Origin of the sequence: Kitasatospora xanthocidica (assembly GCF_014656195.1) — a bacterium.
Classification (GTDB): Bacteria; Actinomycetota; Actinomycetes; order Streptomycetales; family Streptomycetaceae; genus Kitasatospora; species Kitasatospora xanthocidica.
The window spans coordinates 104,092-117,222 of the sequence record NZ_BNBY01000010.1; the positions used below are offsets into that span (position 1 = coordinate 104,092).

Sequence of the window (13,131 nt, forward strand, 5' to 3'; positions counted from 1 at the left end):
GTTCGCTCTTGGCGTTCGCGGAGGCGGCTGGCACAAGGACAAGACTGCCTCACGTGAGTGACTGCTCGTGCACACCCCCCGGCGGAGCGGCACGGTGGCAAGGGTCACACCCTTTAGTGTGGGGCGCGTGACCGACGCCCCAGAACGCCCCCGCGCCGACCTGCGCCGCACCGGCGAGCGCTACCGCTCCACCCCGGCCGAGGGCGTCGAGACCCGCCACGCGTTCTCCTTCTCCGGCCACTACGACCCGAAGAACACCCACTTCGGCGCGCTGCTCGCCTGCAACGAGGAACTCCTCGCCCCCGGCGCGGGGTTCGAGGAGCACAAGCACCGGGACACCGAGATCCTCACCTGGGTGCTGGAGGGCGCGCTCGCCCACCGGGACTCCCACGGCCACGACGGGGTGGTCCGCCCGGGGACGGTCCAGCACCTGAGCGCCGGTTCGGGCGTCACCCACACCGAGCGCAACGCCGACGGCGCCACCGGCCCGGTGCGCTTCGTCCAGATGTGGCTCCAGCCGGACAGGTTCGACGCCGAGCCGGCGTACGGGCTGCGCGAGGTGGAACCGGCCGACGACGGGTTGACACTGCTCGCCTCCGGTCTGGAGCGCGACGCCGGGACGGACGCGCTGCGGCTGCGCCGCGGTGACGCCGCGCTCTGGCTGGCGGCCGCCGGGCCGTGGCAGCCGCTGCCCGAACTGCCCGCGGCCCCCTGGCGGTACGCCCACCTGACGGCCGGCTCGCTGGGCTACCGGACCGTCCCGGGGCCCAAGGGCGGCGGACGCTCGATGGTCCCGGGCGACAGCGTGCGGATCACCGGCGACGCCTTCGCCGACCCGACGGCCGGCGAGACCGGCGCGCAGCTCCTGCTCTGGGAGATGCACTCGCCGGTCTCGTACGGCTGAGGGGGCCCGGCTCTCAGCCCAGCTCGGCGAGGACCGCGTCGGAGAAGGCCGGCCAGGCCTCGACCGCCCACGGGCCGAAGTCCCGGTCGGTGAGCGCGACGCAGGCCGCGCCCGCCCGCGGGTCGACCCACAGGAAGGTGCCGGACTGGCCGAAGTGGCCGAAGGCCGCGGGGGAGTTGGCGGTGCCGGTCCAGTGCGGGCTCTTGCCGTCGCGGATCTCGAAGCCGAGGCCCCAGTCGTTCGGGCGGCGGTGGCCGTAGCCGGGCAGCACGCCGCTGGTGCCGGGGAACGCCACCTCGCGGGTGGCCCGCAGGACGGTGGACGGGTCCAGCAGCTTGGGGGCCTGGAGCTCGGCGGCGAACCGGGCGAGGTCGGCGACGGTGGACAGGCCGCCGGCGCCGGCCGGGGACTTGTGCGCGGTGTTGATCAGGGTGTCGGCCATGCCCAGCGGCTCGAACACCGCCTCGGCGACGTAGCGGGAGAACTCGATCCCGGCGGCCTCGGACAGCGTCCGCGCCAGCGCGTCGAAGCCCGCGTTGGAGTACAGCCGGCGGTTGCCGGGCTCGGCGAACACCCGGTCCTCGTCGAAGCCCAGGCCGGAGGTGTGCGCGAGCAGGTGGCGCACCGTCGAACCGGGCGGCCCGGCCGGGTCGTCCAGCTCGAACACGCCCTCCTCGACCGCGACCAGCGCCGCGTACGAGGTGAGCAGCTTGGTCACCGACGCCAGCGGGAACAGGTGCTGCTGCGGGCCGTGCGCCCCCAGCACCGCGCCGTCCGCCCCCCGGACCACCGCCGCCGCGGCGTGGGGCACCGGCCAGTTGTCGATCATGCGCAAGCTCTCCATGGACCTCGACTGTAGCCGGGGTCGGAGACGGGTGGCGGGGGCACCCGGCTGACGGGTCGGACCGGCTTGCTTGGAGTGCACTCCAACTCGGTAGCGTCGTTCCCGTCGCACAGGACGGGTCGCGTGAGGACCGGTCGTGCGACGACAGGTCGTACAGGACAGGGGGGAAACGTTCGATGGCCACGCCCGCACGAGTCGAGGTCGACCCGCTCAGCTGCGCCGAGGTGTTCAACCGCGCACCCGGCGGCGATCCGGACCGGACCCCGCGGCACACCATCAGCGAGGTCGCCGCCGCGAGCGGCCTGACCGCCCACACCCTGCGCTGGTACGAGCGGATCGGCCTGCTGGACCCGGTCGACCGCGCGGCCGGCGGCCAGCGCCGCTACTGCGACGCCGACCTGCACCGGCTGGCCTTCCTGGGCCGGCTGCGGCTGACCGGCATGTCCGTGGCGGACATGCTCAGGTACGTCGACATGGCCCGTCAGGGCGAGGGGACCTACGAGGACCGCCGGCAGCTGCTGGTCGACCAGCGCGAGGAGGTCCGGCAGCGGATCGTCGACCTCCAGGCCACCCTCGCCGTCCTCGACTACAAGATCGATCTCTACGCCGGGAAGATCGCCGACAGCACCGGCGCCCCGGTCGAATGCCGGTACCACCAAGAGGAAGAGCAGAGCGCTTGACCTCAGCCTCCGGCCGAAGCCAGAGGATTCCGGCCCTCGCGGGTCGGGCTTTCTGCTTCACAGTCGATTGCCGACCTGGGGTTACCAGCGGAGGGACGGTGTGCCGCCCATCGGTCTTACATCAGCTCCACAGACCTGACTTCCCGCCGGCCCGGCGGTAGGCCGGGCCGAAGCTTGGTTATCGCTCCGACCCGGCGTGACCACGCTATCACTGTCCGTGGCAATCGACCTATTCCGCAAAAGATCCGATCCATTCCCCGGCCTCGGTCGGGGGTTTGTGGAGGTATCACATGACTCACCCCGTCCTTCCCACCGCCGAACTCGGCACGGGCGGCCCGCTGGTGGGCGTCCAGGGCCTCGGCTGCATGGGCATGAGCGAGTTCTACGGTCCGACCGACTCAGACGAGGCGCTCGCCACCCTGGGTGCCGCGCTGGAAGCCGGCGTCACCCTGTTCGACACCGCCGACGGTTACGCCTTCGGCCGCAACGAGGAGTTCATCGGCCCCTTCGTCCGGGCCAACCGGGACAAGGTGGTGCTCGCCACCAAGTTCGCGCTCGTCCGCAAGGAGGAGGACCCGGGCTACCGGGGCATCAGCAACGACCCGGCGTACATCCGGGCCGCCGTCGACGCCTCGCTGCGCCGCCTCGGCGTGGACGAGATCGACCTCTACTACATGCACCGCCGCGACCCGGCCGTGCCGCTGGCCGACTCGATCGGCACCATGGCCGAGCTGGTCGAGGCCGGCAAGGTGCGTCACCTCGGGCTGTCCGAGGTGACCGGCGCCGAACTGCGGGAGGCGCACGCCATCCACCCGATCGCCGCGCTGCAGTCCGAGTGGTCGGTGTTCGCCCGCGACGTCGAGCGTACGGCGGTGCCGGCCGCGGCCGAGCTGGGCGTCGCCTTCGTGCCGTACTCGCCGCTCGGGCGCGGCTTCCTCACCGGCGCCTTCCAGGACGCGAACCACCTCGGGGCGGACGACGTGCGGCGCACCCAGCCGCGGTTCACCGGTGACAACGCGGCCGCCAACGCCGGACTGCTCGCCCCGCTGCGGGAGATCGCGGCGGCGCGCGGGGTGACCCTGGCGCAGGTCGCGCTGGCCTGGGTACACCAGCGGGCCGAGGTGCACGGGCTGACCGTGGTGCCGATCCCGGGCACCCGCAAGCGCGGCCGGCTCGCCGAGAACACCGCGGCGGCGGCCCTGCGGCTCACCGCCGAGGAGCTGGCCCTGCTGGAGCCGATCTCGGGCCAGGTGCGGGGCGGCCGCTACGCGGACATGAACTTCACCCAGGTCGGTCGGGAGTAGCGGGAGGGGGCAGGGCCCGGGGAGCCGCCGGCTCCCCGGGCCCTGCCCGTCGCGTCGGTTCAGGCGGCGCGGCCCAGCCAGGCGGCCAGTCGGGTGTGGACGTCGGCGTCCTCGGCGGCCGGCCGGACGGCGCCGAACGGCACGCCCTCGCCCCGGCCCTCGGCAGGCAGGACGGCCTGGGCGATGCCCAGCGCGGTGTGCGCCAGCCCGTCGTCCAGGACGAAGCCGTTGCCGAGGCTGGTGGCGATGTCCCAGGTGTGGGTCACCGCCTCCATCACGTAGCCGCCGACCGCGGCCCCGCCGGGCACCTCGCCCCAGGGGGCGAAGGTCGGGCGGCCGAGCTTGGCGTCGTCCGCCCAGGCGGCGGCGACCCGGGCGCGGGCCCGGCCCAGCGCGGCCGGCCAGCCCTCGTCCGACGGGTCCACGATGCCGGGCAGGATGTCCTCGGCGCGGCCGCCCTCGCCCATGTAGGCGAGGCGGTGGACGCCGCCGACCACGTGGTTGAGCAGCTGACGCAGGGTGAACTCGGGGCAGGGGGTGGGCCGGTCGAGGTCCGCCGGGGTGATCGTGGCGAACAGCTTCTCCAGCTGGTCGAGGGCGAGCAGGTACTGCGGGCGGGCGTCCTGGACGGCGTTCATGTGCGGTCAACTCTCCGTGGTGGGTCGGTCTTTCGGGCTCGGAACGCAATCTCCCAGTAAAACCTGACAAGCGCCGTCAGGATTACTGGGATTCTTGTTCCATGAAGGCCGACCGCCTGCTCTCCGTCCTCCTGCTGCTCCAGACCCGCGGCCGGGTGTCCGCCACCGAACTCGCCGAGCGGCTGGAGGTGTCCGTCCGCACCATCTACCGCGACGTGGAGTCGCTCTCCGCCGCCGGGGTGCCGGTGTTCACCGAGCGCGGGCGGCACGGCGGCATCGGCCTGCTCCCCGGCTACCGCACCGACGTCACCGGCCTGACCGCGGACGAGGCCAGGGCGCTGTTCGTGCTCTCCGCCCAGGGCGCGCACAGCGACCTCGGGCTGGAGGGCGCGCTCGGCTCGGCGCTGCGCAAGGTGATGGCGGCGCTGCCGGCCCCGCACCGCCCGGCCGCCGAGCGGATCAGCGAGCGGATCCTGGTCGACCCGGCCCGCTGGATGCAGGGCGGCCCGCCCGCCGCCGCGGCCGGCCCGGACCTCGGCGAACTGCAGTACGCGGTCTTCGCCGACCGCCGGCTGCGGCTGCGCTACCGGCACAGCGGCACGCCCGCGCCGGCGGAGTACACCGTGGACCCGTACGGGCTGGTGAGCAAGGCGTCGGTCTGGTACCTGGTGGCCGATCTGCACGGCGAGCCGCGGCTGTTCCGGGCCGACCGGGTGCTGGCCGCCGAGACCACCGAGGAGGCGGTGCGCCGCCGGGCCGGGGTGGGGCTCGGCGAGGTGTGGGCGGTGCTGCGCGAGCAGGTGGAGCGGCTGCCGAAGGAACTGCCGGTACGGGTGCGGGTACGGCGCGGCAGGCTGGACCTGTTCCTGCGCATCCACGGCGGCCGGGTCACCGCGCAGCCGCCGGAGACCGGCGTCGGGCCGGCCGAGGACTGGGTGGAGGTGGCGATGGCCTTCCCGTCCCCCGCGGCCGTCCGGTCGTTGCTGGCCTTCGGCGCGGACGCCGAGGTGCTGGCCCCGCCGGCCGCCCGGCGCGAACTGGCCAGGGCGGCGGCGGACGCCCTGCGGCTGTACCAGGACCAGCCGTCGTAGGGCGTGAACGGGCTCTAGGAGTTGGGCTCCGTCCGGACCACGTCCCGGTAGTGGCCGAGGGAGATCGCCGCGAAGTTGTGCAGGCTGTCGGTGCCGTCGGTGAAGTAGCCGTTGTGGCCGACCGCGCGGGCCGAGGAGATCTGCTCGGCGCCGAAGCCGCCGCCGGTCGGGTCGGCGCCGTGGCCGAGCTTGCCGACCTCCAGGAACGGGACGTTGCCGATCCAGTCGCTGGGGTTGCGGGCGGCCCAGACGTGTACGCCGTCGCCCAGTTCGGCGGTGCTCTGCACGCCCATGCCGGGGCTGCCGAACACCATCATGTCGGTGATGCCCGAGGTGTCGGACGGCGAGGCGGCCGCCCGCGGGATCTTCGGGGCGGCGGTGCCGCAGACCACCGAGCCGTACGAGTGGCAGAGCAGCGACGGGGGCACGTCCGGCCGGGTGGTCTCCTTGAGCCCGGCGAGCAGCCGCTCCAGCCGGGGCGCCGCGACGTCGGCGAGCCGGGAGGTGGCCGCGTCCGGGCCGAGGCCGGAGGGGGTGACGTAGCCGGTCCAGGAGATCACGGCGGTACGGGTGCCCGGGGCCTGGCGCTGCTCCTCGGCGTAGAGGGCGCGGGCCATGCCGGCCGGGGAGCGCAGCGGCTCGGCGGTCTGGTCGAAGTGGCCGAGGTCGGCGTCCGAGCCGGGCACCAGGACGGAGATCCGCTCGGCGTCGGCGAGGTCGCCCCACACCTCGGTGACCAGGCCGCGGCCGCGCGGGTCGAAGGCCAGGATCTGCCGGCCGGGGGCGAGCAGGTGATCGACGTCGTTGGCGCGGGAGACGGCAAGCGCGCGGGTGTCGGAGTCGAGCTCGCGGTCCTCGGCGCGGGCCTTGGCCTTGTCGCGCTCGACGGCCAGGGCGATCCGGTTGGCGCGGTAGCGCAGGTCCAGCGGGGCGCCGTCGTAGTTGCCGACGACCAGCGGGTACTCCTGGATCAGCCGGTCCAGCTCGGTGGGCGCCAGCGAGGCGAAGAACTCGGCGGCGGCGGCCGGGCTGGTGGTGGCCGGATCGGGCAGCACGCGGCCGTAGGAGTGGTCCTGGACCCAGGCGGCGCTGCCGGCCGGGGGCGTGGAGATCGCGAGCTGCTCGGAGGAGACGGCCGCCGCGGCGGCCGAGGCGCCGGCATCGGCGAGCACGGCACAACCCGCGAACGCTCCGACCAGTACCCGCTTCCAGCGTCGACGGTTGCGCACCGCACCAACTCCCTTGGGGCCCGTCACCGTTTCTCGGGCGGTGCCCGGAGGGTGCGATAAGACTGCTGACTTCCCTGCGCAAGCCTAGGGGGCCCGACGGGGTGGCGGGCACGGCCAAACTGTGGGATGGGTCACATGAACCGAGGGTGTCCTGACGGCGTCTCCCAGTGGTGCGCCGGAGACCCGTACGGCCGTCCGCTCAGGCGTCGAACTCCCGTACCAGCCGCTTCGGTGCCGTCCGCCGCCAGGCCTCGGTGACCAGGTCGCGCAGCTCGTCCCGGTCCACCAGGGCGAGCCGGACGCTCACCCAGCCGTGCCGGCCGACGTAGGGGGCGGAGGAGAACACCTCGGGTTCGGCGGCGAGGAGTTCGGCCTGGTCCTCGGGGGAGGCCTTGACGGTGACCCGGTCGCCGTCGGGCGCGCCCATCGCGAAGATCCGGCCGCGCACCCGCAGCGTCTCGATGTCCCAGGTCGGCTCCTGGGCGGCCTCCGGCAGGGCCATGGCCATCGTGCGGAACTCGTCGAACGTCACCATGGCGGCAGGTTAGAGCAGGGCACCGACAACGCGCCCCCGGCGCGCGTGACAGCGCACCGGGGGCGCGGGTGGGGCCGGGGCCGGGCGGCCGGGCCGGGGCCGGTCGGGCCCCGCACCGGTCAGGACAGCGAGGCCCAGGCGTCGCAGGAGCGGTCGGCGGCGACCAGCCGGTCCGGGTGGCCGCTGCCGTCGGCGATCGAGATCCGGCGGTAGTTCTGGCCGCTGAACACCCAGAACTCGCTGTTCCCGCCGACCCGCTGGCAGTCCGGGACGGGCAGGAAGCAGTCCACCCGGTTGAGCCCGTTCAGCGAGCTCCACTGGGAGAGTTCACGGTCGGTGCGCTCGCGCACGTCGGTGTGCGAGGTGCCGTCGGCGATCGAGATCAGCCGGTACTGCTGGCGGCCGGCCGTGGTGTGGAAGCACCAGTACCAGCTCTTGCCGCCGACCCGCTGCTGGTCCGGGACGGGCAGCCAGCAGTCCACCTGGCCGACGCCGCTGAGCGAGCCCCAGTGGGTGAGGTCGCGGTCGGAGCGTTCGAGCGTGGTGGTGTACCGGCCGCCGGCGCAGGTGACCGAGACCATCCGGTACAGCTGGCGGCCGCCGGTGCTGTGGAAGACCCAGTACCAGCTCTTGCCGGCCGGGTCCTGCTGGTCCGGCACGGGCAGGAAGCAGTCGACCCGGCCGACGCCCTGGAGACAGGTCCAGCTGGTGAGCCAGGTGTCGTCCTCGACCTTCCGGTCGGTGTGGGCCGAGCCGTCGGCCACCGAGATCAGCCGGCAGCGGTCGCCGTGGAACGCCCAGTACTGGCTCTGGCCGCCCTTGCGGTACTGGTCCGGGACGCCGACGAACTCGTCGCACGGGTACGCCTTCACCGGCTGCGGCTTGGGCTGCGTCTGCCCGCCGGTCTGGCTGCCGGTCTGCCCGCCGCTCTGTCCGTTGGTGCCTTGCCCGCCGACCGGGGAGAGCCGCCCCTCGCAGAGCCCGCGCAGGATGCTCAGGGAGGGCATGAAGGCGTACACCGAGCCGGTGGTCTGGACGAACTGCTGGAAGCTCAGCGGGGTGTGGTTGATCAGCCCGTCCGGCCCCCGGTGCTCCCAGTCGACGTCCGGGGCCTCCTGGGTGACCGGGTCCTTTCCGGGCAGCGGCCTGGGGCCGGCGTGCCCGGGCGGGGTGGCCCCCTGCGAGTCGCGGTTGGGCGGGAAGTTCGGCTGGTCCATCCAGTCGGCCTGGATGAACTCGAACTGCCGCTGGATGTCGGCCTGGTAGCAGATGAACAGCAGACCGCGCGGGTCGTCGGGGCCGCCCGGGCCCTCGGAGGCGGGGTCGAAGGGGGCGCCGTACGGGGTGCCGCGGCGGATGATCCGCCGGCCGTCCAGGACGCCCGCGTCCAGCGCGGGCTTGTCCGGGGCCTCCTGCAGGCCGGCCCGCGGGCTGGTCTTGCGCAGGTGCGACCAGAGCGGGGTGACCAGGCCCTCCAGGTCGTCCCGGAAGTCGAAGTCGTTGTCCGAGGCGGCGCCCGGGGTGTTCGGGACGTCGTTGTTCTGGTGCTTGCAGACCGGGGCGCCGGAGCGCCAGCGGCCGACCATCCGGGCGGCCAGCCACTCGGTGGTGGCGGTGTCCGGGACGGCCTTGGCCTGCTTGAGCTCCTTCAGCTTGACCGCGACCTGCGACCACCAGCCGGGGACGTCCTGGGCGAGCCGGCGGATCACCTGGAAGGAGCCGTTGCGGGCCCACTCCGGGTACTGGCTCACCGGGCCGCTGAACGGGTCGTTCTCCAGGCCGCAGACGAACTCGCCGGCCGGGATGAGCCGGGTGCCCGGGTGGCCCTCCTCCTGGTCCGGCCTGGCCGGGTCGGCCCGGTCGAAGCCCTTGACGCCGGGCTCGCTGACGCCGTCCTTGAAGCCGAAGTGCTCCTTGCCGCGCCGACTGCCCAGCAGGGTCTGGGCGTTCTGCTGGTAGGCGATCAGGACCCGGCACTCGGCGGCGGCGATCCGCTGCGCCTCGACGGCCGCCTGGAGGTCCCGCTCGGTGTCCGCGGAGATCTTCAGCACGGCGTGGACCGGCTGGGTCCGGCCGTTGCCGAAGAGCCAGTTCTCCGGGGAGTTGTCGCCGGTGTCGCCGAGCGCCCCGGCCCGTCTGGCCGAACCCTCCTTGAAGGCCTCCAGGCCGCCGCCGACCGGCGGCGCGGTCGGGAACGGGTCGGTCGCGGAGAGCATCCGCAGGCCCTCGTAGGTGAAGCTGACGCCGAGCCAGGTGGCGTTGAGCGACCGCGGGTCGTCGCCGCCGGAGGCGCGCCTGGCCTCGCTGAACGCCTCGTTGAACGCGGCGACCTGCCGGGTGGTGGCGATCTGCGGGGTCAGTCTGCGCAGCCAGTCGCGGGCCCGGGCGGCGTCCTCGAACTTGAGGAACAGGATGCTGACGTTGTCCTTCTTGAAGCCGGCGAGGATGTCGCCCTGGATCTCCTCGCTCTCGCGCAGGCTCAGATCCGTCGTCATGGGTGGGGTGTCCTTTCGGGGGTGGGGATCAGGCCGAGGAGCCGAGTTGGACCCACTGCGCGACGCTGGGCACGCCCTGGTCGCTGAGCAGGAAGAGCATGTACCAGCCGGGCGGGGCGGCCTTGGCGTCCGGCGGGGCCTGGAGCTGCAGCCGGTTGCCGGCCCGGCTGGTGAGCCGCAGCTCGATGTGGCGCTGGCTGGTGTTGACCGAGTGGGTGGAGGTGGTCGGGGCCAGCAGGACGGCCTTGGCGGCCAGGCCCGGGGTGGTGCTGGTGACGGTGAAGGTCTTGTCGTAGCCGACCGGGGTGGTGGGCGCGTTGGCCAGCGCCGGCCGGTCGCCCTGGCTCAGGTACGGCGGCTCGTAGATCTCGATGGTGCCGTTCATGGTGGTCGGGCCGGTGGTGCCGGGGATGCCGCTCACCGTGCCGTTGACGTCCGTGTTGTTGGCCAGCTGCTGGAGCTCGTCGCCGGTCACCATGACGCGCCCGTCCGGCAGCACCACCGCGTTGGAGTGGTAGCCGCGCGGCAGCCGCTGGACCGGGCCGAGCTTCCAGTTGCCCTGGTCGTCGCGCAGCTCGATCTGGCGGTACTTGAGGTCCGCGTTGGGGTTGTACGGACCGTTGCCGTAGTCGCGGATGTCGTAGGCGCCGTTGACGGTCAGCAGCCTGCCGTTGGGCAGCAGGACGGTGTCGTCCTGGGTGCGGCCGAAGGCGCGGGACTTGTCGGCGGTCCAACTGCCGTTGGAGAAGCGCAGGGTGCTCGGGTTGTCCCGGTCGCCGCCGAGGATCAGCGCGGAGTCCGGGCCGTTGACGCCGCTCGGCAGCATCACGGCGGAGCCGTAGTTGCGCCTGCGGCCGTCGGGGCGGGCGGTGAGGTCGCCGCGGGACTCGGCGACCGGGTCGAACTTCCACTGCTCGTTGGGCGTGCGGCCGAAGCCGTAGACGTTGCCGTCGTTGAGCGAGAACAGGTGCGGGTAGTCGGTGCTGAACGGGGCGTCGGCCCTGAACCGCTCCACCGGGGTGTTGGCGGGGAGGTCGGTCTTCTTCACCGGCACCGCGAAGTTCTTGGCGGGGAACCGCTCGACCACCGGGGTCGGGGTGCCGTAACCGAGCTCGGACTGCCCGGACATGATCAGCTGCCGGCCGTCGGCGCCGGTCACCACCGAGGGGTACCAGCGGCCGACCGACATGTCGGGGTTGCGGGTCCAGGTCTCGGTCCAGGGGTCGAAGATCAGCGAGAGCTTGGCACCCGTACCGCCGTTGCCGCCCAGGTTGCCGCCGAAGACGCCGAGCATCCCGTTGGGCAGGAAGGAGTGGCCGGAGCAGAAGAACGGCACCGGGCGCTGCTCGCCCAGGCCGTCCGGCATGTCGGCGACCGGCGGGGTGACCTGCTTGAAGGCGTCCTTGCCGGTGCCCTTGGCCGGGTCCCAGAGGAAGGCCCGGCCCGCGTTCTCCTTGCCGATGGTCTGGGTCGGGGCGGGCTCCTTCTCCGGGTTGGTCTCGATCCGTTCGAAGGAGAACAGCAGCACCTTGCCGGTCGGCAGCAGCGCGACGTGGTCGCCGAAGTCGGGGGACGGGAAGTACTCCTTGAACGCGCCGAAGGTCGCCGGGTCGAAGGCCCTGTTGTGATCGGCCTGGGAGGCCGTCAGCGCGTTGTAGCGGTTGGTGCGGGTGGTCTGCGGGTAGTCGCCGACGCCCCGGACGGCGGCGCGCATCCGGGCGTGCTCCTCGGCGTGCTCCTGGCCGAGCGCCGCGACCTCGTCCTGCCGCAGCTCGGCCATCACCCGGGGGGAGTCGACGTGCGGGGTCAGGTCGTCCGAGCCGGGCCCGTGGGCGAGGGCCGGGGCGGCGGTGCCCAGCAGGCTGCCGGCGGTCACCGCGAGGACGACGGCGGTGCCCGACAGCCGTCGGCGGGCCCGGCGCCGTGGCTGGGGGCGTGGTGGGGACAGGGACATGGGTCTCCTAAGGAGGGGGTGCGCGGAGGGAGGGAGGCGGCGAATGCGGGCGGACGGGCCGTGGGCGGGCGCGGTCCTGCGATGGTCGCCAACGGTGACAGGAGATCACAGCGTGTGGTGGTTCGCATGCCGATGCATTCCCTCGACGGAACGGTCGCACCGAGCCCGGCGGAACGTCACACCACGCCCAGCGCGTACGCCGCGAACAGCGCTGCCCCGGCGCCGGCCGCCGCCTTCCCGGCCCGGGAGAAGGCCGTCCACGGCCCGTCGAACCGCCGGGTGAACCACCCGATCGCCACCAGCACCGCTCCGAACAGCGGCAGCAGGGCCAGCCGCGTGGCCACCCAGCCGAGCGAGTCCGGCGCGGTGGTCAGCCCCGGGACGGCGCCCAGGCCGGCCGCGCCGGGCACCGCCACCGCGAGCATCGCGCTCTGGTGCCAGCAGAAGATCGTCATCGCCGACAGGTTGACCACCACCACCGGCAGCCAGAGCAGCGGACGGCGGGTCAGCAGCCGGCCCAGCCGCTCCCGCAGCAGCACCGCGGCGCCGCACTGGAACGCCGCCAGCGCGAGCACCAGCAGGGACGGCGGGTGCGAGTTGGTGCGCTCCGCCCCCGGCACGCCGACCATGCTGGCCGGGTAGTGGAACACCAGCAGCAGCGCGGCGAACAGCGCGCCGCCGCCGAGCAGCAGCACCCGGGCGGCCGGCCGGCCGAGCCGGCCCTGCGCCCAGAGCACGCCGAGCTGGTAGCCGAACAGCCAGCCCGGCAGGATGTTCAGCAGCGCGACCCAGGACGGCACCGCCTGCGCCCACGGCCCGTACCGGAGCAGGTCGACGACGGCGACCGAGGCCGCCAGCAGGCCCGCCGACCAGCCGCCCAGCCGGCGCCCGGCGGCCATGCAGAGCGGGGTGAGCGCGGTCAGCCCCAGGTAGACCCCGATGTACCAGAGCGGCTGCACCACCAGCGTCGCGCCGGTGCGCAGGGTGTCGGCGGGCACGCCGAGCGCGGGCAGCAGCGGGATCAGCAGAGCCCAGACGGCCGTGACCCCGAGCACCGGACGCAGCAGCCGCACCGCCCGGGCGCGCAGCCACCCGCCGTAGGACACGCCGCGGGCGCGGGCCCGTTCCAGTGAGCGGACCGAGGAGTGGCCGCCGACCAGGAAGAACACCCCGAGCATCTGGAGCGCCCAGCTGATCGGGGCGAAGAAGCCGAGCGAGGAGAGCGGGCTGGCGTTGTGCAGCACGCCGTCGGGGGAGCGGGTGAAGCCGCCGAGCATCCAGTGCCCGACCGGGACGGCGAGCAGGGCGAGGGCGCGCAGCCCGTCCAGGGCGCGGTCGCGGGTGGCGGGGGTCTTGGCGTCGACCCGTCGGGCGGCGTGGCGCAGGGCGGTGAGCGGGTGGGCGGTGGTGGTGCTCCGTGCCATGGTGGTGCTCCTTCCGGTGCGGGGGGCTGGGTG

The 13,131-nt window shown here is 73.7% G+C and carries 11 protein-coding genes; 4 read left to right on the forward strand and 7 right to left on the reverse strand.

Features of this window, described 5'->3' with window-relative positions; translation table 11 throughout:
• Positions 1–127: 127 nt before the first annotated feature.
• Entirely contained in the window at positions 128–904 is a 777-nt protein-coding gene (locus tag IE332_RS19825; RefSeq protein ID WP_229928730.1) for a pirin family protein, read from the forward strand.
• Between the two features lie 13 nt (positions 905–917).
• Here the strand turns inward: IE332_RS19825 and IE332_RS19830 are convergent, their stop codons facing one another.
• Complete coding sequence (locus IE332_RS19830; protein ID WP_189918136.1) at positions 918–1,748, reverse strand: serine hydrolase domain-containing protein; 831 nt, start codon at positions 1,746–1,748, stop codon at positions 918–920.
• 176 nt (positions 1,749–1,924) lie between these two features.
• On the opposite strand from IE332_RS19830, the gene IE332_RS19835 reads away from it, so the two are divergent.
• Together IE332_RS19835 and IE332_RS19840 are read left to right on the forward strand one after the other, a co-directional pair.
• Positions 1,925–2,428 (forward strand): MerR family transcriptional regulator, encoded by a 504-nt coding sequence (locus tag IE332_RS19835; RefSeq protein WP_189918138.1) that lies wholly within the window; start codon positions 1,925–1,927, stop codon positions 2,426–2,428.
• 290 nt (positions 2,429–2,718) lie between these two features.
• Entirely contained in the window at positions 2,719–3,732 is a 1,014-nt protein-coding gene (locus tag IE332_RS19840; protein WP_189918140.1) for an aldo/keto reductase, read from the forward strand.
• A 59-nt stretch (positions 3,733–3,791) separates the two neighbouring features.
• On the opposite strand, the gene IE332_RS19845 is transcribed toward IE332_RS19840, so the two are convergent.
• Complete coding sequence (locus IE332_RS19845) at positions 3,792–4,370, reverse strand: TIGR03086 family metal-binding protein (protein ID WP_189918142.1); 579 nt, start codon at positions 4,368–4,370, stop codon at positions 3,792–3,794.
• A 101-nt stretch (positions 4,371–4,471) separates the two neighbouring features.
• Between IE332_RS19845 and IE332_RS19850 the strand changes: the two genes are divergently transcribed.
• Positions 4,472–5,461, forward strand: a complete 990-nt coding sequence (locus IE332_RS19850; protein WP_189918149.1) for a helix-turn-helix transcriptional regulator — start codon at positions 4,472–4,474, stop codon at positions 5,459–5,461.
• A 14-nt stretch (positions 5,462–5,475) separates the two neighbouring features.
• On the opposite strand, the gene IE332_RS19855 is transcribed toward IE332_RS19850, so the two are convergent.
• The 5 genes from IE332_RS19855 to IE332_RS19875 all read right to left on the reverse strand — a co-directional run bounded on the left by IE332_RS19855 (position 5,476) and on the right by IE332_RS19875 (position 13,098).
• Positions 5,476–6,690, reverse strand: a complete 1,215-nt coding sequence (locus IE332_RS19855) for an alpha/beta hydrolase (RefSeq protein WP_229928731.1) — start codon at positions 6,688–6,690, stop codon at positions 5,476–5,478.
• Positions 6,691–6,889: 199 nt separating this feature from the next.
• Positions 6,890–7,225, reverse strand: coding sequence for an MmcQ/YjbR family DNA-binding protein (locus tag IE332_RS19860; RefSeq protein ID WP_189918153.1), 336 nt, complete (start codon positions 7,223–7,225; stop codon positions 6,890–6,892).
• Positions 7,226–7,344: 119 nt separating this feature from the next.
• Positions 7,345–9,720 carry a Dyp-type peroxidase gene (locus IE332_RS19865; protein WP_229928732.1) on the reverse strand — a complete coding sequence of 792 codons (2,376 nt, stop codon included), beginning with the start codon at positions 9,718–9,720 and terminating at the stop codon, positions 7,345–7,347.
• Between the two features lie 28 nt (positions 9,721–9,748).
• Positions 9,749–11,674: a galactose oxidase early set domain-containing protein gene (locus tag IE332_RS19870; RefSeq protein ID WP_189918155.1), complete on the reverse strand. Its 1,926-nt coding sequence runs from the start codon at positions 11,672–11,674 to the stop codon at positions 9,749–9,751.
• A 176-nt stretch (positions 11,675–11,850) separates the two neighbouring features.
• Positions 11,851–13,098 (reverse strand): acyltransferase family protein, encoded by a 1,248-nt coding sequence (locus tag IE332_RS19875; RefSeq protein ID WP_189918157.1) that lies wholly within the window; start codon positions 13,096–13,098, stop codon positions 11,851–11,853.
• Between the last annotated feature and the right edge of the window lie 33 nt (positions 13,099–13,131).